Origin of the sequence: Janthinobacterium sp. CG_23.4, from assembly GCF_029892305.1 — a bacterium.
Classification (GTDB): Bacteria; Pseudomonadota; Gammaproteobacteria; order Burkholderiales; family Burkholderiaceae_D; genus Janthinobacterium; species Janthinobacterium lividum_D.
The window spans coordinates 919,556-941,391 of record NZ_JARXUX010000001.1 but is presented as its reverse complement, the minus strand read 5'-3'; the positions used below and the strand labels follow the sequence as shown (position 1 = coordinate 941,391).

The 21,836-nt window shown below is 61.0% G+C and carries 15 protein-coding genes; 6 read left to right on the top strand and 9 right to left on the bottom strand.

Annotation, left to right across the window (positions count from 1 at the left end):
- The first annotated feature begins 9 nt into the window (after positions 1 to 9).
- Genes tssI through H4V96_RS04090 form a run of 3 tightly spaced genes read left to right on the top strand, consistent with a single transcriptional unit; the run spans position 10 to position 7,803 of the window.
- The gene (tssI, locus tag H4V96_RS04100; protein WP_280720714.1) at positions 10 to 2,166 is read left to right on the top strand and encodes a type VI secretion system tip protein TssI/VgrG; all 2,157 of its coding nucleotides are present in this window, start codon (positions 10 to 12) and stop codon (positions 2,164 to 2,166) included.
- Between the two features lie 2 nt (positions 2,167 to 2,168).
- On the top strand, positions 2,169 to 3,488 hold the full coding sequence (locus H4V96_RS04095; protein WP_196855359.1) for a DUF2169 domain-containing protein: 1,320 nt from the start codon (positions 2,169 to 2,171) through the stop codon (positions 3,486 to 3,488).
- Entirely contained in the window at positions 3,478 to 7,803 is a 4,326-nt protein-coding gene (locus H4V96_RS04090) for a PAAR-like domain-containing protein (protein WP_280720713.1), read from the top strand. The genes H4V96_RS04095 and H4V96_RS04090 overlap by 11 nt, the downstream gene beginning before the upstream one ends.
- Here H4V96_RS04090 and H4V96_RS04085 read toward each other — a convergent pair.
- The gene (locus H4V96_RS04085; protein WP_196855361.1) at positions 7,759 to 8,736 is read right to left on the bottom strand and encodes an IS481 family transposase; all 978 of its coding nucleotides are present in this window, start codon (positions 8,734 to 8,736) and stop codon (positions 7,759 to 7,761) included. The genes H4V96_RS04090 and H4V96_RS04085 overlap by 45 nt on opposite strands.
- Before the next feature lie 199 nt (positions 8,737 to 8,935).
- Between H4V96_RS04085 and gluQRS the strand changes: the two genes are divergently transcribed.
- Positions 8,936 to 9,856: a tRNA glutamyl-Q(34) synthetase GluQRS gene (gene gluQRS, locus H4V96_RS04080; RefSeq protein WP_196855362.1), complete on the top strand. Its 921-nt coding sequence runs from the start codon at positions 8,936 to 8,938 to the stop codon at positions 9,854 to 9,856.
- Between the two features lie 77 nt (positions 9,857 to 9,933).
- Here the strand turns inward: gluQRS and H4V96_RS04075 are convergent, their stop codons facing one another.
- From H4V96_RS04075 to H4V96_RS04065, 3 genes are read right to left on the bottom strand one after another with little or no spacing between them, the layout of a single operon-like run.
- Complete coding sequence (locus H4V96_RS04075) at positions 9,934 to 12,159, bottom strand: TonB-dependent receptor (protein ID WP_196855363.1); 2,226 nt, start codon at positions 12,157 to 12,159, stop codon at positions 9,934 to 9,936.
- Positions 12,156 to 12,440, bottom strand: coding sequence for a hypothetical protein (locus H4V96_RS04070; RefSeq protein WP_010395356.1), 285 nt, complete (start codon positions 12,438 to 12,440; stop codon positions 12,156 to 12,158). The genes H4V96_RS04075 and H4V96_RS04070 overlap by 4 nt, the downstream gene beginning before the upstream one ends.
- Before the next feature lie 31 nt (positions 12,441 to 12,471).
- Positions 12,472 to 12,702, bottom strand: a complete 231-nt coding sequence (locus H4V96_RS04065) for a hypothetical protein (protein WP_157998700.1) — start codon at positions 12,700 to 12,702, stop codon at positions 12,472 to 12,474.
- Here H4V96_RS04065 and H4V96_RS04060 point away from each other — a divergent pair.
- Positions 12,701 to 15,394, top strand: a complete 2,694-nt coding sequence (locus H4V96_RS04060) for a PAS domain-containing protein (protein WP_196855364.1) — start codon at positions 12,701 to 12,703, stop codon at positions 15,392 to 15,394. The two genes, H4V96_RS04065 and H4V96_RS04060, sit on opposite strands and share 2 nt — an antisense overlap.
- The gene (gene bla, locus H4V96_RS04055) at positions 15,387 to 16,280 is read left to right on the top strand and encodes a class A beta-lactamase (RefSeq protein WP_196855365.1); all 894 of its coding nucleotides are present in this window, start codon (positions 15,387 to 15,389) and stop codon (positions 16,278 to 16,280) included. Before H4V96_RS04060 ends, bla begins: the two co-directional genes overlap by 8 nt.
- Before the next feature lie 51 nt (positions 16,281 to 16,331).
- Here bla and H4V96_RS04050 read toward each other — a convergent pair whose 3' ends face one another.
- The 5 genes from H4V96_RS04050 to H4V96_RS04030 all read right to left on the bottom strand — a co-directional run bounded on the left by H4V96_RS04050 (position 16,332) and on the right by H4V96_RS04030 (position 21,825).
- On the bottom strand, positions 16,332 to 16,772 hold the full coding sequence (locus tag H4V96_RS04050; protein ID WP_010395353.1) for a DUF695 domain-containing protein: 441 nt from the start codon (positions 16,770 to 16,772) through the stop codon (positions 16,332 to 16,334).
- 38 nt (positions 16,773 to 16,810) lie between these two features.
- Positions 16,811 to 17,485 carry a hypothetical protein gene (locus tag H4V96_RS04045; protein ID WP_196855366.1) on the bottom strand — a complete coding sequence of 225 codons (675 nt, stop codon included), beginning with the start codon at positions 17,483 to 17,485 and terminating at the stop codon, positions 16,811 to 16,813.
- Positions 17,486 to 17,570: 85 nt separating this feature from the next.
- The gene (locus H4V96_RS04040; RefSeq protein ID WP_196855367.1) at positions 17,571 to 17,837 is read right to left on the bottom strand and encodes a PAAR domain-containing protein; all 267 of its coding nucleotides are present in this window, start codon (positions 17,835 to 17,837) and stop codon (positions 17,571 to 17,573) included.
- Between the two features lie 12 nt (positions 17,838 to 17,849).
- Positions 17,850 to 19,514 (bottom strand): DUF2875 family protein, encoded by a 1,665-nt coding sequence (locus tag H4V96_RS04035; RefSeq protein ID WP_196855368.1) that lies wholly within the window; start codon positions 19,512 to 19,514, stop codon positions 17,850 to 17,852.
- Positions 19,515 to 19,545: 31 nt separating this feature from the next.
- Positions 19,546 to 21,825, bottom strand: coding sequence for a DUF3274 domain-containing protein (locus H4V96_RS04030; RefSeq protein ID WP_196855369.1), 2,280 nt, complete (start codon positions 21,823 to 21,825; stop codon positions 19,546 to 19,548).
- Between the last annotated feature and the right edge of the window lie 11 nt (positions 21,826 to 21,836).

Here is a 21,836-nt window from a genome sequence, read left to right as displayed (position 1 = left end):
CGATGCGCGATGAGCAAGTTCCCCGAGATGACGGCGGCATGGACGGCATTAGTGGGCGAGATGCAGGGCCAGCGCCTGCTGCGCCTGCATTTTCCGTATGGCGATGCGCCAGCCCACAGCCAGTTCCTGGCCAACAGCCTGGCCGCCAGCGAAAGCCTGTCGCGCGATTTTTCCTATGTGGTGGAAGTGCTGTCCGATGATGCGGCCATCGCCCTCGACAAAGTGATGGGGAAAATGGTGACCGTCGAACTGGTGCGCGAAGACGGCAGCTTGCGCTACTTCAACGGCTATGTGTTTGAATTTCGCTTCCTGCGCACGGATGGCGGCTTCGCCTTTTATGAAATGGTGCTGGAACCGTGGCTATCGCATTTGCGCTTGCGGCAAAACAATGTCGCCTTCCACGGCTTGACGGTGGCGGCGCTGACCGACAAGGTGTTCGATGACTACCTGATGCGCGACTATAAGCTGGCCGCCAGCGGCGCGGATCCCGCCATCACCTACATTTGCCAGCACAACGAGAGCGACCACAACCTGCTGCACCGCCATTGGGAACAGCTGGGCTGGCACTATCGCTACGAACACCGCCACGACGGCCACACCTTGTGGCTGGACGACGACAGCACCACCGGCAAGCCCATCGATGGCGCATCGAGCGCCATGCCCTTCCAGCACCAGGCCGGTTCCATGGAAGATGATGGCGTGCATCAATGGGGCACTGTGCGGCGCATGGCCTCGGCCCGGATGACGCTAGCCAGCTTCAACTTCAAGAATCCGCGCAGCGCCCGCGCCAGCGGCGACTCGCTGAACCGGCAAGGCGCTGTACCGTCCCTGGAAGTGTATGAAACCACGGGCAGCTATGGTTTTAAAAACATCGACGACGGCGAAGCCCTGGCGCAGCGACGCATGGAAGAGCTTGATGCGCAGGGCCAGCTGTTCGAAGCGCAGGGCAACGACCGCACCGCGCAGCCGGGGCGCTGGTTCACCCTGGATGGGCATTTCGACAGTGCAGCTTCGGGCAAAGCCGCTGGCGAATACCTGATCCTGTCCGTACAGCACTACGCCAGCAATAACTATCAGCAAGGGCATGGCGCCACCTCACACTACAGCAACACATTTAGCTGCATCCCCCGCGCCACTCCCTGGCGCCCCGGCCGCCATTTTCATAGCCGCGAGCCGAAGATCTACGGCGTGCAGACGGCCACCGTCGTCGGGCCGCCCGGCGAGGAAATCCATACGGACGGTTACGGAAGAGTCAAAGTGCAATTCCATTGGGACCGCCTGGGCAGCTTCGACGACAAAAGTTCGCCGTGGATACGCGTGATATCGAACTGGGCCGGCCCAAACTTCGGCCACATCAGCCTGCCCCGGGTGGGCATGGAAGTGGCCGTGCAATTTCTCGACGGCAACGTCGCCATGCCCATCATCATCGGCTGCGTCTACAACGCGCGCAATATGCCGCCATGGGACTTGCCAGCGAACAAGACGCAAAGCGGCATGCTGAGCCGTTCCTCGAAGAAGGGCTCCAGCGCACACGCCAACGCCTTGCGCTTTGAAGACCGCAAGGATGCGGAAGAACTATGGCTGCATGCGGAAAAAGACCAGCGCATCGAAGTCGAGCATGACGAATCGCACTGGGTCGGCAATGACCGGAAAAAGACTGTCGATCGCGATGAAACCGTGCACATCAAGCGCGACCGCACGGAAACGGTGGGCCACGATGAAGACATCACCGTGCACAACAACCGCCGTGAGCGCGTCGACCATGAAGAACACATCGACATCGGCGACAACCGCCGCGAACACGTGGGCGGCAACGAGCAGGTGCAGATCGACGGCCACCGTTCGGAACGGGTGACCCTGGCCAAGGACGAAACGATCGGCCTGGCCAAGGTGCTGACCATAGGCGCGGCCTACCAGACCACCGTCATCGGCGCCATGAACACCACCGTAGTGCTGGCGCAGGCCGAGCAGATCGGCCTGGCGAAAAGCGTCATCGTCGGCGCCGACAGCACGCTCACGGCCACCGATTCGCACACGATGACGGTGGGCACGTCCAGCATCACCATCACGCCGGGACGCATCGAACTGGTTGCCGATGAAATCATCATCCGCGGCAGGTCCAAGGTGCAGGTCCATGGCGACGATATCGACAACAATCCGGGCTGACGATGAATGACGCCGGCACAGCCCATTTCAACATCCCCAACCTGCTCTTCGATAACCGCACGCCGCACGCGGCCTGCCAATTCGACATGGTCGACCAGTTTGGCACGGCATTTCATGTGGTGGTAGCGCGCATGGGCTACACCTTGGGCCCCTGCGGCGCGGACGGCCTGGCCAGCCTGCAGCCCATGGCGCGTCAGTCGCCGTTGGCCACGCAAGACCAGCACCTGGGCGGCGACACGCAGGCAGGCACCATGCAGGAAAGCGACTTCGCACCGTACAAGCCACGCTGCGACGTGATCGTCAATGGCGTGGCGCACGCACCACGCGGGCAGGCGATGCCACAATTTCTCGTCAACTTGAAGGTACAGTCAGAAAAGAAAATCCTGATCGACAAGACTTTGCAAGTAAGTGGCGAGCGCGCCTTCCGCAAGAAAGCCGTGCTCACGCGCCTGGCGCAAGGCTGCGCCCGCATCGCCACCGTGGGTTTGCTGCGGCCCAATCCATGGCACTTGTCGGCGCCGGAAGCGTTCCTGCAATTGCCGCTGCACTATGCATATGCCCATGGCGGCCAATGCCGCATCGAGGCCGATGACTGCCACGCGGCGCAACACGATTCTTGCCAGGCCAATCCGCTGGGGAGGGGTTTTGTGCGGCACTGGTACCTGGATGCGAAACAGATCAATGAGGTGCCAGCGCCCCGTATCACACAACCATCGATCACGGATGCATCTCTGCCATGCACGGCCGCCCAGTTCTGGCAAGGCGCGGGCGGCAAGGCGCTGCCCGCGCCGGCGGGCTTGGCCGCTATCGGCCGAGGCTGGCTGCCGCGCCGCGCGCTGGCAGGCAGCATCATCGTCAAGGAAAAATGGGATGCCGATGAAGTCCCCGCCCTGCCGGAAGACTTCGATTTCGCCTACTGGAACAGCACGCCTCCGGACCAGCAATGTCCGTACCTGGCGGGACAGGAGCAATTTACGCTGACCAATCTGTGCCGCCACGACCATCGCTCGGCCCGCATCGACTCGCGCGGCAACACCGTGCTGCGCTTCGCGCTGCCCCAACAAGTACTGTGCCTGCTGCTGGCAGACAAGAACGACCAGTTGCTCGTCTGGCGCCTGGCCATCGACACGGTGCTGCTCGATCCTGAGGCGGCCAGCGTGGAACTGGTGTGGCGCGCCATCGTACCGGCCGACGCGGGCCAAGTCGCGTCGCGCCTGCTGCACCTGACGGAGGCGGCACAAATCTCCCGCATCGAACTGCTGGAACAGGCGCAGGAAGCGCTGGGCAAGGCGGCAGAGCAAGGTAAAAACAATGACAAATGAAACCGTCACCAAAGCTTCGCGTTTCTATTGCGTCAGCCTCAGCCCAGACATCTGCAAGACGCCCGTCGGCTCCAGCACGCCGCCTATTCCCTACAGCATCATCGGTGAATTTGCTGAAGCACAGAACGCCTCGCCCAACGTCAAGTCGCACAGCGAACCCGTCATCCTGCACCAGCGCAGCATCATTCCCGCCGTCAAGGGCGACGCGGCCGGCAAGGCGGGCGGCGTCAAGAGCGGTACCGTCGGCAAGCAGGTCGACACCAAGGTCGCCAGCGCCATCCACCGCGCCAACGGTGCTAATTTAGTGCAGATGGGGCGCGAAGTATGGATGAATTCGCGCAATACCGTGGGCAAGATTTATGAGCGAGGCGCAGAGGCGGCCAAGCCCGTGCTCAAGGAACTGAAGGCGGCGATACGGGAAGCGGTGCAAGACTACAAGGATCATGGCTCCAAAAAAATGCATGGCGCCGCCGAAGACCTGGTGGACGCGGGCGGCACCATCTTGACAGGCAGCGCGGTGCTGGGAGTCGCCGGATTGGGCGTGGCGGCAACGGGCATTGGCCTGCCGGCAGCTGCCGCGATGGAAACAGCGGCAGCAACGGGCGCTGTTACCGGCACGGCGACCGTTGCCAGTGGAACCGCAGTGCAAGCCTCGGCCACGGTGTTTGATCAGGCGGCCGACTACCTATTGACAGGCAAAACACCTGACTTGATCAATACCGCCTCAGACATCGTCATGCATGCGGCAGATACATTGCTACAAACGGCGGTCTTCAGCAAGATTCCAGGCGGAAAAATGCTGAGCAAGTTCCTCGGTAAAAAAGCGGCGCCGAGCGTCAAGCAGGTCAAGGACAAGCTAGTCGGCAAAAAACCGGACAGGCCGCCCCCAAAACTCGACCAACCTCCCCCAAAAAACGGCGGCGACGACGGCAAGAGCCGGGGCAAGAAGGAACCGAAATCGGAGCCGCCGTCCGATTGCTGCCCAAAAGATAGCGGCCCCGCAAAAAAACCCGTCAAAGGCCTCAAGCCCGTGCATTTCGGCACGGGGCAGGAAATCTTGTACCAGACCGATTTCGCCCTGGAAGGCGCCATACCCATCGCCTGGACGCGTTGCTACCGCTCCGGCGCCGAATGCGAAGACTGGGGTTTGCTGGGCGCGCGCTGGTCCACGCCCTACACCACCAGCCTGTCGCTGTGCGATGCAGGCATCGTGGTGCACGACGACAGCGGCCGCGCCCTGCGCCTGCCTGGCCTGAAACCGGGCCAGCAACACGACAGCCGCAAGGAAGGTTTTACGCTGACGCGCGACGGCGCCGACACCTTTACCGTGCTGTGGCGCGACGGCAGCGTCGACCGCTACGCGCGCGCTGAAAGCGGCTCGCTGCCGCACGGCTACGACGGCGTCAACGCCATGCTGGCCCCGTCCGCTCCCGTCGCCATGCAGCGCTTTGCCCTCGTGCGTAGCGAAGGGCGCGATGGGCGCGGCATCAGCATCGAGCGATGCATGGATGCCAAACCGGGCGCAGTGCTGCTGCGCCTGCGCAGCGATGATGGCAGCGTGCTCGAAGCCATGCGTGGCGCTGAGGAAAAGGCCATCCACATCGCCAGCATCGACGAGGTATTTGCCGACGGCAGCCGCCTCTGCCACGTCCGCTACGCCTATGCCCTTGAGACGACCGATACCCAGCCGCCCTTCGCGCCCCGCTACAACCTGCTCAGCCAGTCGAATGCGCTGGGTGACACGCGCCATTACAGCTATCGTCACCACCTGCTCACCTCATGCAGCAGCTATACGGGTTTTAGCTACGAGCTGGATTGGGTCAGCCTGGACGCGCTGCGCGAGCGCTGGAGTGGCTCCCCACTAAGCGAGCAGGAACTGGCGCAGCGCCATCCCGTCACCATCGCCAACAGCTACCAGGCACGCGCCACCGCCACCCGGGCGTGCGATGGCAGCGAGTACACACGCATCGATTACGTGGACAACGACACCAGCCGCGTCACGGAAAACGGCGGCATTCTCGAATACACCTTTGACGCCAACTGGCTGGTCACCGAGGTAAGCCGCATCATCGATGGCAAGGCCGCCTCGCTGGGCCGGCGCGAGTGGGACCGCGATGGCATGCTGCTGGCCGACATCGACGCCAACGGCGCCGCCACGCGCTACGTCTACGATGCAGCAGGCAACCTGATCCGCAGCACCGATGCCAAGGGATACGCCAGCAGCGTCGCATACGATGACTGGAACCAGCCCGTCGCCTTCACGGATGCGCTGGGCAACACCAACTTGCGCGAATACGATGCAGCAGGTCGTCCCGTCAGCATCACGGATGCGCTGGGCCACGTCACGCGCTACCGCTACGACCAGCGCGGCCAGCTGGTGGAACTGATCGACGCCAAGGGCGGCAGCAAGCATTTCCAGTACAAGCGCCAGGGCTGGCTGACCAGCTACACGGATTGCTCCGGCAACAGCAGCGAGTACAGCTACGACAAGCAGGGAAAATTGACGGCTGCACGCGATGCCATGGGCCACGTCAGCAGCTATGAGTACGATGGCCTTGGCCGCCTGACCGGGCTCATCGCACCAGACAAAACACGCGAACACTACGCCTACGATGCAGACGGCAATCTGGTCTTGCACGTGGATGGCGCCGGCCAGCAGACGCGCTACCGCTACAACGGCCAGGGCTTGCCCGTGGAGCGCACGGACGCCGTCGGCCAGGCCTTGCAGTATCGCTACGATAGCGCGCTGCAACTGACGGAATTGATCAACGCCAAGGGCGAAAGCTACCAGCTCGCGTATCACGCGGAAGGCTGGCTGACGTCGGAAACGGGCTTCGACGGCAAGCGCACGCAATACAGCTATGACCAGTCCGGCAACCTCACCGCCAGCGAGTGCGGCAGCCAGCGCACGCAGCTGCTGCGCGACGCACTCGGTTTGTTGCAAGTCAAGACCACGGCGGACGGCGTGGTGCGCTACGCCTACGATGCGCTGGGCCGTCTGACGGCCGTATCCGCGCCGCAAGCGGAACAGCGCTTTGTCCACGATGCCCTGGGCCAGTTGACCGAAGAACGCAGCGCATATTTCCTGCAATCCCTGCCCGACGCCGGCAGGCTGCCCAACGCCCCGCGCGTGCCGGATGCCAACTTCGTCATGACGCACGCCTATGATGAGCTGGGCAACCGTATCCAGACGGTCCTGCCGAACGGACGCCGCATCGACACCTTGCGCTACGGTTCCGGCCACTGGCATGGCGTGCTGTGGCAAGGCAAGGCCGTGGTCGATGTCGAGCGCGACAAGCTGCACCGCGAAAAGCAGCGGCAGCTCGGTAGCAGCGGTTTGCTCGCCACACGCCAGTACGACCCGCAATCGCGCCTCACGCAGCTGACCCTGGCGCGTGGCGCCGACGCGCCCGCCCCCGTGCGCGAGCGCCGCTTCGAATACGATGCGCAAGGCAAGCTGAGCACCATTTTTCAAACAGGCGCCACCGCTGCCGGCCCGCTCGGCAAACTCAGCTATACCTATGACCCCGTCGGCCAGCTACTGTCCGCCGTGCAACCGGGCCTGGCCGAACACTTCGCCTTCGATCCGGCAGGCAATCTGCTCGACACGGCGCCCGCGCCCGGCAACGTACTGAAATGCTACGGCGATACGGAATACGATTACGACGAGCAAGGCAATGCCACCAGCAAGCGCTTCCATCCGCCGGGCAGGGAGTCGACCTGGAGTGATTTGACGCTGCAATACGACGCCGAAAACCGCCTCAGCCACGCTACCAGGACGAAACGCCAGTCACGCCACCGCGCCCACTATTTCTATGACGCGTTCAGCCGCCGCATCGCCAAACGCGTCGAGGATGCACGCTGGAACAAGCAACAAAACATCACCAAGGACCAGCCCGGCAACTGCGGTAGCAGCATCAGCTTCTTCGTCTGGGATGGCGACACGCTGGCACAGGAACTTGGGCACGAAGAAACGGTCACATATCTGTACGAGCCGGACAGCTTTGTGCCGCTGGCCAGGATCAGTTCGCAAGCCTCTCGCCAGGCAAGCACGGCCCACCTGCCGCGCGTCGCGCAATGGGATTTACCCGCCACGCGGCACGACGCCGAACTGCAGGCAGCGATTGCGCAAGAACAAACGGACACCGAAACGCTGCATGCTTCGGCATGGCAGCGCATCCAGGCGACAGCCGACGGCGCGGCAGCACACGACCGCATCACCCACTACCACTGCGACCACCTGGGCACGCCGCGCGAGCTGACGGATGGGCTAGGTGTCCAGTCCCGTTTGATCATAAACGCGCTTCACGAATAGACCCGGCTTCTTGTGCTGCCATTCTTTGAGAGCCTGGATGGGTGTTTTGGCACCGATGGCCCGTTGTGGAATGTGGTGGTTGTAAAGCTTTAAATAGTTGAGCAAGGTCTTCTCCAGGTCGGCCCGGCTGTCGAATCGAGTTTGCTGCAACAATTCGCTGATACGGCCGTTGAATCGTTCGACCATGCCATTCGTTTGCGGATGCCGAGGCGGTGCCAGACGGTGTTCGATGCTCATGGCAGCGCAGACTTTATCGAAGGCGTGCTGGCCACTGGGCTTCCTGTCCTTTGTTGTGAAGCGGTCGGTGAATTGCGAACCGTTGTCAGTCAGCAGTTTGGTGATTTTGATCGGCGAGGCCAGTTTGAGCCGGCGTAGGAAGTCGACGCTGCTTTTGTCTGTCATGTCACCGTAGATATGCAGGAACACCCAACGCGTGGCGCGGTCGATGGCCACGAACAGATAGCGGCGCGAGGTTTCGTCTGGCATCTGCGGCAAGTATTTGATGTCGACGTGAACAAAGCCGGGTTCGTAGTCCTTGAAGGTCTTCTTGGCCGAGATCGTTTCTCCCTCGGCCTTGGGAATGACGTCTTCCAGGCGGGCCATGCCTTCGCGCTTGAGTAAACGGGCAATGCCCGAGCGCGAGACGTCGGGATTGATGTATTGCCGGGTAATGTACAGCAGGTCGTCGAGCGGCAGATAGAGCGATTGGCGCAGTGACAGCACGATGGCCTCCTGCGTCGCGCTCAGGGTCGTATGCAGCGTATGGGCTCGGTGCGAACGGTCTTGCACATCGTCCCGCTTGAGCCACTTGGCAGCCGTGGCACGCGTAATATTGAAGACCTTGGCGGCCTCGCGGTCGGACAGTCCGGAGTCCTTGATTTCCTGCCGGATCTTTGGGGTGGTGCGGGCTTGGGGATGAATGCGTGAGCTCATGGACTGAAGTTTATGCGATGTGCTGAAACTGGTGGGACGATCTCGGTGGCAAACCGCCGATCAACTCGTCAAGCACAGCTTTGGCCCGGAACAGGGCCATGCTGCGACGAGGAATATGATCGCACGAAACTAAACACCTAAGCTCGCCACCCTGAGCAATAAACCATCAGCACCTGTCACTACCAGCCACACGCACCGCATGACCTCAACGATCGCTCCCTACATCGGCCGCTTCGCCCCCTCTCCCTCCGGTCCCCTGCACATGGGCTCGCTCGTTGCCGCCATGGCCAGTTATCTCGATGCGAAGGTGCATCGCGGCACGTGGCTGCTGCGCATCGAGGATCTGGACTATGACCGCAATGTCGAGGGTGCCGACATGGCGATCCTGGCCACCCTGCAACGCTGCGGCATGACGTGGGATGGCGAGGCGACGTGGCAGAGCCGCAGGCTGCCGCTGTACCAGGCGGCGCTAAAGCGCTTGCAGGACGCTGGCCTCGTGTATGCGTGCGGCTGTTCGCGCAAGGAGATCCACGATTCAGTGCTGCAGGCCGGTATGCACAAGCACGGCGCTGCCGTGTATCCGGGCACTTGCCGCCATGGCTTGGCGGCGGGCAAGGCGGCGCGGGCCCGGCGGTTGCGCGTTCCAGAGGGGCCGCAAGCCGTGTATGGCTTTGCCGACCGCTGGCATGGTGCGCAGCAGCAGGACCTGGCTGGCGAAGTGGGCGACTTCATCGTGCTGCGCGGCGATGGTTACTGGGCCTACCAGTTGGCCGTGGTGGTCGACGATGGCGTGCAAGGCATCACGCAGGTGGTGCGCGGTGCCGACTTGCTCGATTCCACGCCGCGCCAGCTGTATCTGCAAGAGCTGCTGGGCTTGCAGCATCCGGGCTTTCTACACGTGCCCGTCGTCAACAATGACAGCGGCGAGAAACTCTCAAAGCAAACGGGTGCGCTCGCCTTCGATACGGGCACCCACGCCGCCGAACTGCTGGGGTCGGCACTGCTGCCGGCCGCTCGCTTCCTTGGTCTCGACGTGCGCGCCGAGAACGTGGACGACTTCTGGCGGCAAGCCGTTCCCGCCTGGGCGCAGCGGCTGGCGCAACTTCCCGTACGCACATAAAAAAAACCCGCCACGGCGCGAACCGGGCGGGTAGCAATACAAGCGCCAGCACATGGCCGGCGCCTGGTATCGGGCAATTAGAAGTTGCCTTTAAATTGCACACCAAATTGACGTGGCTCATTGATGAAGCCCGTGCGGTTGTTGAAGTCGATGGCACCCGTGATGCGCTGGGTATCGGTGATGTTGCGGCCAAAAGCGGCCACTTCATACTTGCCGGCATCCCAGGTGTAACCTACTCGCAAGCCACCTTCGACCATCGCCTTGCCGGTGAACTCGGTAGACTCATACAGGAAGAAATTGATCTTGCTGCGGTAAGCCCAGTCCGTGAAGACGAAGAATTCGCCATTTTCCATCGGGATCGAATAGCGGCCCGTGGCGGTGATCGTCCACTTTGGCGCTTGCGGCAATGGATTGCCGTCGATGATGGCACGGTTGCCGGTGGTCAGCGGATCGGTCACGGTGCAGCTGCGGCACGTAGCCACTGACAGCGATGGATCCTTGATTTCCGTGAAGTTGTAGCTGCCGCCCAGCGACATCTTCAGGCTAGGCGTGACAAAACCTTCCAGTTCCAGTTCTGCGCCACGGCCATTCGTCTTGGCTGCATTGATCAACCGCGTGATGTTCGACGTACCGCCAACCACCGTCAGCTGCTGATTCTTCACCTGATAGTCATACACGCTGAAAGCAACGCGGGCGCGACGGTTGAACAGGTCGGCCTTGACGCCGGTTTCGAACGAGGTGATGGTTTCCGCATCAGCCACCGTCACGGGTACGTTTGCGCTGGCTGGGGCAATACTTGGTGCGCGGAAACCTGTAGCGATACGGGCGTAGAAGTTCACGTCCTTGTTGTACTTATACGTGCCGCTCAAGTCCCAGTTGACCTTGGCCTTGCTGACATCGGCGCTGGTCGGGTTGGCTTGCGGGGCGCTGCTCGGTTGCACCGTGTTGAAATCTTTCTTGTCCTTGGTGTAGCGCAAACCGGCGCGCAGCATGAAGTCATCATTGACGGCGTAGTTGACCGAACCAAACGTTGCCCAGGCCGAGTTCTTTTGGCGGCTGGCCAGGTGCGTGGTCAGCACATGCGTGTCGGCATTGAAGTTGTCGGTGAAACCGTTGGCATCTTCATTGAAGTAGTACACGCCAGCCTGCCAATTGAGCGGACCGGCATTCTTCGATTCGGCGCGGAATTCTTGCGAGTATTGTTTCACGCTGCTGATGCCGCCAGCCGTTTCCACCGGGAATGGAATCTTTGGCACCATGCCTGGTGCGCCACCGTCGATGTCGCCGTGCGACACATACTTGCCCACGCGTTCAAAACCGGTGATCGAGTACAGCTTGACGCCGTCGAGTTCCCAGCTCAGGCGAGCGCTGGCGCCGTTGGTGCGCAGCTCCTGGAAGTTCAGGGCATCGGTGTAGGATTTGGTCGGATCGAAACCGTCGACCAGGTCATTCGTGCCAAGCTTGATGGCATTGGCGAAGAACACGCGCGCGCTACCCGTGGTGCTGCGCTGATGCACATTGAACAGGGCGTTAAACGTGGTGTTCGGTGCATACATCAATTGCACGCGTTCGGCGTGTTCGTTGTAGCCGTCCAGCGCGTTTTTCTGGCCCGTGAAGGTGTTGTCGACGTAGTCGTCGCGGTGCTGGCGCAGGGTCGAGACACGCATGGCCCATTCTTTGCTCAGCGGCACGTTGACGGCGCCATCGACATTGCTGGTGTTGTGCGTGGCGGTAGAAACGTTGTAATAGCCCTCAACCTTGTCCAGGTTCGGCTTGGCCGATTCGAACTTGACCACGCCGGCAGGCGTATTGCGACCGAACAGGGTGCCTTGCGGACCGCGCAGCACTTCCACGCCAGCCACGTCAAAAATCGGATAGCCCTTGAGAATCGGGTTTTCTTGCACGACATCGTCGTAAATCAGGGAAACAGGTTGCGATGCAAAGATATTGAAGTCGGTATTGCCATAGCCGCGGATGTAGAAGCGGGGGAAAGTGCGGCCGTTCGACGATTCCACATTCAGGCTAGGCACTTTGCCGGCCAGCACGCGGATATCTTGACCGCCGGACACCAGCACGTCGAGCTTCTCGTCGCGCAACAGCGAGACGGAAACCGGTACGTCGCGAATATTTTCCTTGCGGCGCTGCGCCGTCACGGTCACGGTTTCCAGCTGGCTGGCGGCAGGCGTCGTATCAGCAGCGACTTCATCAGCGTAAGCCGAGCCGATAGGCAAGGCAGCGGACAGTGCCAGCATGGCAGCGCTTTTGGCGCATAAACGCTGGTGCATCTTGGACATCTTGATCATGTTGTTTCCCAGAAGTTTAAAAAAAGAATTGCGAAATCTGTCTTCCAAGCTGTCTCCGGCTTATATTCGGCGCTGGCATTGTCTGCACCGTCATGGTGCAGCAGCGCGAGCGGATGTTTCTCCACCCTGGCGTCACTGGCTCTGCCCTGGCTGTCTTCCGAGCTGACAGCGGCGGCGGCCGCATCTCTGGGATGTCTGGTGAACACCAACTTTTGAGCAAGGCGCCAATTTAATGCAAGCGCCTTATGCGCTGCAAGAATATTGTTATGTAAATTCTTCATTCATGTAGATAAAGCGGCGACTAGTGGTTAATCAGCCACAATAGCAGCCGCAATAGCGTTCTCGCCTTGCTGTTTCACCCGATAATTTGCCGTAAAGCGCGACTTTTTCTGCTGGCTTGCAGAAAGCAGTATTAGCGTCCTGCAAGGCAGCCAAGAGGGTAAAAATAGTTGTAATATCGTTAGAAATGAGTTGCAAGGCCGCCCCATTACAGTGCAACGCGGCCCCCTGCCTCCCCCTTGCACCATCGTCGATCGCCTCCATGTCAGAACCGAGCCAACCCAGCAACGCCCTCCCGTCCTCCATCGCCGCCGCTCGGGCCGCACATTTACTGCTGGGCGCGCATTGCGACATCGTCTGGAGCACGAAAACCTTCGGTCAGTTCGATGCCGACCAACCATCCTGGCGCGCCTTCACTGGCCAGAGCGCAGCCGAACTGCTGGGCCGTGGCTGGCTCAATGCCCTGCATCCGGACGACCGCAACTTGCATTACGTCATGCCCTCGCATCTGACGAGCGTGTTCGAAGTGCAATACCGGCTGCGCCACGTCAGCGGCACCTATCGCAATATGGTCGTGCGCATGCTGCCGGTGCTGGCGCCCGACGGCAGCATCGTTGAATGGCTCGGTTCGCATTGCGACGTGACGCAGCAACGACAAACGGAACAGCGGCTGCGCCTGGCCATGCAGGGCGGCCGCATGGGTACGTGGGAAATCGACCTGGGCAGCGGCAGCATGGCCGGCTCCGACGCATTCAAGGCTAATCTGGGGCTGCTGCCAGCGCACCACATCGATTACGCGCGACTGACAGGCGCCATACTCGACGGCGACCTGCAGCACTGGCAAACGATGGTGCACGCAGCCATCGCCAGCGCCAGCGATTTCGAGATCGACATCCGCGTGCGCTGGCCCGATGGCGCGCTGCACTGGGCGCACATGCGTGGCAGCTGCACCAGCGACGGCGCCGGCAACGTGATCGCCCTGTCCGGCATTTCGCTCGACCTGACGGCCAGCAAGAAAAACGAAGAAGCCCTGCGCCTGACCCTGGAGGCCGGTGACGTGGCCACCTGGAACTGGGACATCGTGGCCGATCGCGTCACGGCAGACAGCAATATGGCGCGCTTGTTCCCCATGCATGCCGGTGCAGACGAGGCGGCGCCGCTGGCGCGCTACCTGGATATCATCCATCCCGATGACCGCGAGCAAGTCAGTGCGCAGATTACCCAGGCGGTGCAGTCGCACACGCCGTTCGAGGCCAACTATCGCATCACTACCGGCGATGCCCAGTACCGCTCGGTCATCGCGCGAGGCCGCGCGGAATACGCCCCCGATGGCACGCCCTTGCAATTTCCTGGCGTCTTGCTCGACATCACGCGCCAGAAACAGGTGGAAGATGCGCTGCGCCGCAGCGAGGAACGCTACCGCACCCTGATCGACTTGATGGACCAGGGCTTTTGCGTCATCGAAATGCTGTACAACGAGCAGGGACACCCTATCGACCTGCGCTACCTGGAAGCCAACCCCGCCTTCGTCAAGCAGTCGGGGCTGGACAACGCCATCGGCAAGACCATCCGCAGCTTCGTGCCCGACCACGACCAGCACTGGTTCGACCTGTACGACCAGGTCCTGAAAACCGGCGAGCCCGTGCGTTACGAAAACGCAGCCGTGTCCATGGGGCGCTGGTTCGAAGTCTTCGCCGCGCGCCTGGGTGGCCCCGGCAGCCGTCTGCTAACGGTGCTGTTCAGCGACATCAGCGAGCGCAAGCGCTCGGAACAGCAGCTGCGCCAGCTGGCCGACAACCTGTCCGAGATGGACAGGCGCAAGACGGAATTCCTGGCCACCCTGGCGCACGAACTGCGTAACCCGCTGGCGCCCATCCGCAACGGCTTGCAAATCATGCGCCTGGCCGCTGACAAGCCCGCCACCGTGGCGCGCGTGCGCGACGTGATGGAACGGCAAGTCAATCAAATGGTGCATCTGGTCAATGATTTGCTGGACGTGGCCCGCATCACGCGGGGCCAGATCGAACTCAAGCGCGAACACACGGACTTGAAAACCATCATCGCCAGCGCCGTGGAAACGAGCATGCCCTTGATCGAAGCGGGTCATCATCAGTTGCAGGTGGCGCTCGATGCACAGGCGCTGCCACTCGATGCCGACCCCACGCGACTGGCGCAAGTGCTGGGAAATTTGCTCAATAATGCCGCCAAGTACACGCCGGCCGGCGGGCACATCAGCTTGCGCGCGATACGCGATGGCGAGCAGGTATTGATCGAGGTCAAGGATAGCGGCGTAGGCATTCCCGTCGAGTCGATCGCCACCGTCTTCGACATGTTTACCCAGGTGGGACAAAACATGGGCAGGGCTCAGGGCGGCCTGGGCATCGGCCTGTCGCTGGTACGGCGCCTGGCCGAGCTGCATGGCGGCAGCGCGACGGTGGCCAGTCCCGGCGCCGGCCTGGGCAGCACCTTCAGCGTACGCCTGCCCCTGCTGACGCAGGAGAGCGCCGCAGCCATCACGCTGGCCGCGCCCGCCAGCACAACAGCTAGCGCACGCTTGCGCGTGCTGGTGGTGGACGACAATATCGATGCGGCCGAGACCCTAGCCGCCGTGCTCGACATGACGGGCCATGCCACGCAAGTGGCCCACGACGGCGCGCAAGCGCTGGCCGTGGCGTCGCATTTTTTGCCAGACATCATCTTTCTCGACATCGGCTTGCCCGGCATGAACGGCTACGAGGTGGCGCGCGCGTTGCGCCAGATACCGGCCTGCGCCAACGTCGTGCTCGTCGCATTGACGGGCTGGGACGCCGAAAACGACCGCAGCCAATCGAGCGCGGCAGGCTTCGATCACCACTTGACCAAACCAGCCAACCTGCTCGCCATCGGCGAACTCATGGCCACCCTCGCCAAACCTACAACACCTACAACACCAACAACACCGACCGACCATGACTGAATCGCCAAACCTCGTCCGCCGCCACCTTGTGCTGGCCAGCGGCGCAGCCCTGCTATGCCCGACACCACTGCTGTTTGCCGCGCCCGCCACCGGCGTCACCGCCGCCCAGACGCAGTTAGCTGCGCTGGAACAGGGCGCAGGCGGACGCCTCGGCGTTGCCGCCTGGCGCCACGGCAGCGCACAGCGCGTTGCCTATCGCGCCGACGAGCGCTTCCCCTTGGCCAGCACCTTCAAGGCCATGCTGGCGGCCGCCGTGCTGGCCCGCAGCGTCAGCCAGCCTGGCTTACTGGAGCAGCGCGTGCGTTACGAAAAGAAAGAGCTGGTCAGCTATTCGCCCATCACGGAGAAGCACCTGGCCGAGGGCATGAACGTGGCGGACCTGTGCGCCGCCACCTTGCAGTACAGCGACAATAGCGCGGCCAATTTCTTGATGAGATTATTAGGCGGGCCGCAGGCGGTGACGGCGTTTGCGCGCAGCATCGGCAATACGCTGTTCCAGCTGGAACGCTGGGAAACGGAACTCAATAGCGCCATTCCCGGCGAAGTGCGAGACACGGCCAGCCCTGCGTCGATGGCGCACAGCTTGCAGCAATTGTTATTGGAGCATAGCTTGCCGGCAGTGCAGCGCCAGCAACTGGACGCCTGGATGCGCGGCAACACAACGGGCGACAAGCGCATCCGCGCAGGCGTGCCTGCTGGCTGGCAGGTAGCCGACAAGACGGGCTCGGGCGCCTACGGCAGCGTCAACGATATCGGCGTCGCCTACCCGGCCAGCGGCGCGCCGCTGGTCATCGCCGTGTACTACACGCGCGAACAGAAAAACGCCGACACCAACGAGGACATCATCACGGCCGCCACGCGCATCGCGACGGCCGCGCTGGCCTGATGCGGTCGAGGGCGGATAAAACCGTCGCAAGCGGACGCGCAGCAGAGTGGATCAAGTCGATGGCGGCAGTGCGGCCATGAAACCCGCATACGTCGACCAGGCGGGATCGGCCGCGCTGCGAATTTCAATCGGGAATTTCGGGCGCGACGCCAGCGCCGTGTTCAGGCGGTTGAAGAACTCTTCGCCCGACTGCGTGTAATAAATCCATTCGCGCAAGTTCTCACCCGTCGACACCAGCGCCAGAGTGGCGAAGCCGCCCTCTTCCACCACGGGTGCCAGCGCCGCTTCCAGCTCTTCCATATGCTCGCGCTCGTTCGGTGCGGGCATGCCCGTCTCGTCCTCGTAGCGCCAGGCGATGATGATGCGGTCCGGCTGCGACGACAAATCCCAGTCGTCATGGAAAGCATCGACATAGCGGTAAATGATGGCCATCTCATCGCTATGCGTGACGATGGTGCCCCAGCTGCGGGCGGAAGTGGAATTCTGGTTCATGGTTGCAACAGTCAAAAAATAAATCGAGGATGCGCAGCTTACAGCACTGGCGGGCAAGTCACATCCCAGGCGTCATACTGGGCGCCGCTCTTGCGCAGCCAGACGCGGGCGTAGCTGTCGCGGTCACTCTTGAACACTAGTGCATAGCGCTCTTCGGCACGCGGCGCAGCGGCGCCCACATCGACGGCCGCCAGCACAAACTTCAGCGCGCGCAAGGGGGCGCAGGCGGTATTGCCTGCCATCAGTAATCGCGCCCGTTCCAGCAACGGCTTCTGGTGTAACAACACGCCTTCAAGTTCGGCATCGGCAATGCGCTGCAGCATGCGCACGGGTTCGGCCACCGCGCGGCAGGTGCCACGGTCCAGCCAGGCGTAATACTCGATGCCCGCCTCTTGCCAGCGCGCCTGCTTGCCCTCGCCGTGCAGCACGAACTTGCTGCGCTGCGCCCGGCACAGCGCGCCATGACCGCGATACGGCGGCGTTTCCACGCTGCCCACCACTTCGCTGCCACGGCTACCCACCACAGGCACGCTTTCGAACACGGTGCGCGCAGCCGGCGCGCCCGGATATTGCTGCTTATAAAAGTCCAGCAAGGACGCGCGCTGCGGTGCATCCACCGCCACCACCTCGGCGGCACTGGCAGACAGGCACGTGGCCGCTACTAGCCACAGCGCAAAGAGGCGCACGATATATCTTGGCAGCGATACTGGCATGGCATTCCTTCAATCCGAGTTCAGGGGCGGGTGTCGCCCAAGCGCAGATTATATAGTTACCATGAAATACTAGGAGGAGCGGACGTCAGGACGTGCGCAAGTTGACGCCACCAGCGAGCAACTTGGCGCCACAAGTGGTGCTGTCGCCTTCGAAAGCGATGGCAATACCGTTGATGCTATGCCTGGACGAGCCACTGGCAATCTTGCAGCCCTGATGCCCCTTGATGGGGCAGCTGCACAAGTCCCCGACGCAGGCGACAGCAATCCCATGCACCGTAAAATGTGTGGCGGCACAACTAAGCACCTTGCCGCCGTGCGAGGTGGCGTCGCCCAAACGGATGACTTTGCGCATGCTGCCTCCTTTCTACTTGGCCGCCGAGCTTTCCAGGATGGCGTCCACCGATGGCGCCGCATAGTTGGCCGGGTCGATGGCCGGCGTGATGCGGCTACGGAAAATATCGCCATTGATGTCCTGCTGCTGGCGTTTGGCGTCCGATGGCGGCGTGATGAAGATGATGCTGGCCTCATTGCGGTCGCGCAAGTTAATCGCCGCACTGGCACCACCGTCGCGATAGCTGCCAATCACGCCGATGGCCATCTGCATGAACCAGGTAGCTGCGCCCGTGTTGCCCAGGCGAAGATCCGTATTGATGAACTGCGCGCTCTTGCCGCTGTCGATTTCCGGCCCGCCCTGCGCCGCGTAGTCGTGCAGCATGCTGTCTAACATCAGCAACTGTTCTGGCTGCTTGCCAGTGCCGGCCACGATGCGCGCCGCGCCCTTGGCGCGCTCTGCCTCGGGTAAAGTTTGTAATGCCTGCTGCCAGCCCGCATTAAACAACTTCTGCCGCGCATCGCGCCGCGTGACGGGCTTGCCCTCTTCATCGGCGAACTTGACGAATACGGGCCGGTGCACGAAACCGAACGAAGGCAGGCGGTCGAAGGTTTCCATCTGCTCCCGGTTCCACGGAATGGGAAACCACGGCGTCGGTTTCCAGTCGCGCGGGGGATGATTTTCCCAAGGATTGAGCCTGTCGAAGGTATGCAAGCCGACGCCGCGGATATCGGGCCGCTGGGCGAAGGCGGCGGCAGCGGCGAGCCATTCGGCGACGGTGGGTTGACGCTCGCTGAAGGCTTCGGGTCGCTGCTGTTTCGCGCGTGAAGGCAGCGCCTGCATGACGTCGTAATACATAACACGCAGTTTTTCATGGACGAACTTATTCTCCGGGTCATCCCATACAAAAGGGCGCAACGGTTCTATGCGTTCACGGCGCGCGAGGACAAATACTGCCGTGGCATCAGGCATATCTGGAATAAAATATCCATTTACCAATTTCCTTGCAGTGCCTGGCTTGCGGTTGCCATCTCGCGTGCCGACGCTATCCTCGGAGTGTAAGGCGACGTAAGGTACGTCAGGATGCTTATCGAAAAAATCAAACACATCAATCAGCAATTGATCAGGATGCTCATCGAGCTTCCAGGAAGCCACGGAAAATAGATGCATGGGCATGCCCCCCGTAGCCGCGCCAGCCACGAGTCCCGCCATCGGCTCTATCAAGCTCGGTTGTGCAGTCGGGTCAAGAATGGGTGTACCCGCATAAAACGAGGGCAGGTTCCAATACATCGGTGTGAAATTGATGCCATTTTCCAGCGCATCGTAGGCTCTGCTACCGCCGTAGCCATTCTTGTCATCGCCCGTCCACGGATACTTCTTGGGATCTTGTTCGCGTATGCTCGTGTAAGGACTTCCTTTTTGCAAGGCTCTCCACAATTTACCCTGCCGATATTTGTCCAGCGTCACACCCAATCCGATCACTTCCAGCACATACTCTTGCCGTGGCTCCAGCGGTTTCTTTGGTTGTTTTTCCTGAACCTGTAATGCAATTTCACGCGCCTGGCTCTTCGATAAAGCATTGAGCCACAACAAACCAAAAAATACAATTACAACAACTATCGACATTCCCAACCACCGAAGCGTCATCATGGCTCTCACCTTTTGGTTTGCAGTTCCGGAGAAACAATAATTAGTCAAAGCATGTTGCTACTGACGAGGCTTCGACAATTCATTTATTTTGCTTTTTTCGTTCAGTACTCACTACCTTCATATTTTTGGTTTGTGACACTACAATTTTCCACAACGGCCCTGATAGCAAGGGCAATCCTACAGGCAAGACTCCTGTGTTGTAATAGTCAATGCTGCCATTGATCGCCGCACTTCTCCATCCGGGTTCTACGGATAAATATGGCGCAAACTCCAATATGAACTGTTCTTTTATCCGTATTCCCTGACGTCCTTTATCGCCGTTCTTTAGGTCCTTTACCCGCCAATCCGCCACCGTACATAAATACGCATAAAACTGCGGATCCGACGACGCCTTACCGCTGCCAATGGCCACGTCATACGCCGTCACCTGGCTGTGATTTTTGGCGCTGCCGATAATCGAACTGTGGAAGGACTTGGCACTGACTTCGCGCTGCCAACGCAAGCGCGCCTCATTCGGACTTTCCTGAATTTTCGCCACGACATTACTGTCAGGGTAGCGTTGCGCCGAGACAATTTCACGTTGATCGAGCTTGTCTTTCACATCCAGTCCTTTTTCCTTGTTGTAGCTTGCCGTCATCAATGCGAGCTCTCGTAGGCTGAGGTTTTCTAACCGTTCGGGAAACTTTTGATATCCGCCGGGATCTGGACGATATTCACTGCGTAGCTGCATGCCAGTGCCACTTGTCAACGCAACAGTCGCATCGCAAGGATCAACTTCCTCCGCAGGTCCCTGTTCTTCAGGTTTCCGGTTTCGCATCATGGACGTAGCCGGGATATTCGCCGGATCGATTTGCGACGTGCCGCGCAAGTCGGCGGCCACCATCTGCTTCAATGCTTCGCCCGTAATGGTGCGCATGCCATTGCGCTGCTCCATCTTGCTCAACCGTGTGTTGACAGGCCAGGCCACCGCTTGATGTTGTGCGCGGTGTTTTCGTAGAGAAACTTCCACATGCGACTGCTCAGTTTCCCTCGGCAAGCGCAACGCAAAGTCAAAAGGAGGCGGCTTGCCTACCAATGACAGCGTGGTCTTGCCCGTGGCCGTATCTAGCCTGGTCTTGTCGCTGAATACCCGTTGATAGAATCTGCCGCCCAGTTCCGCCAGCGCGCCGCGTACCTGCTTGTGTTCCACCATCTTGGTATGTCCGGAGGAAATACTGTAGCCATCAAGACTCGAGGTCTCCTCTTCTTCCACCAATTCACTTCCCAGTGCATGATCGGGCACGCCATCCCAGCCTATGCCCTGGATGTTATCGAGCGCCACCGTCATGTCTTCTGGGCAGAAATACAGATAAACCTTGCGGCGATTGTCGCGGTCTTCCGCGCTCTGCCAGCGGCTGCCGACCATGCCGCGATGTTCATCCTTTTTCAAGTCGGCAAACGACGGCTGGCAAGCCTGTCCGCCACCCTTCGCCACGCCCGCAACTATATTTACCAAGGTCTTCAGGCGCGCCCCCATGGTCTGTGCGCCGCTGAGCAAATGGTAATAGGGCTTCATCGCCGCATCCTCGCCGCCATCGAACCAGGCAGCACCTCGCATCAACAGAGGCAGGCTGTCCACCAGGCTGTACGGTGGATGCGTGAGTATCAAATTATCGGCTGGCGCCAACCCTTTCTCCATCAGCATGGCTTGCGCCAACAGCGACAGCAGGCAACCCTGGCTGTGCGCAACGATGCTGACGGTATCATCCGCGTCGTAATCGCGGATCATGGCAATGAGCGCGGCCAGGCGCTGGGCCGCCAGCACCATATACATACGCCCAGGTGCTGTCTTCAGTGGGCGCAAGGCATCGCCCATGGGGTCCACAGGTGCATATATGCCCGGACGCCACATGTCGGGCAAGCTGCTGGTGGCGTTGCCAAACGGGCCGCCTTCCTTGGACAGGTCCTTGTCCAGCCGGTTGCCGTAACGGTCGACGAACTGGCCGTTGACGGTGCGGCATTTCGCGTCCACTTCACGGTAGCCCCAGTAAAACGGAATCACGGGGCTATTGGTCTCCTTGGCTATGGTGCGTTTGAAGAAGACGGCGTCGGGATCGTCTTCCAACTTGTCCTTGTCGGCTGCCACAGGCATTCGGTAGGTGGCCGGTGTGAATGGCCGCCCCAGCCTGGCGGCCAGGCCGGTGCACAAGCCGTCTTCCACCGCCTTGTAGCTGACGCCCACATCGTTGACGCCATGGATGACGATGATATTGCCCGGCAGGTTACGGCGTATCTTGACCTTCTTGCAGACGCTGCGTTCGCAATGCAGGAGCGCCACGTCGTCGCCCACTGTGTACGGCACTTTCGGGTAGCTGCCCATCGCACTCTCCT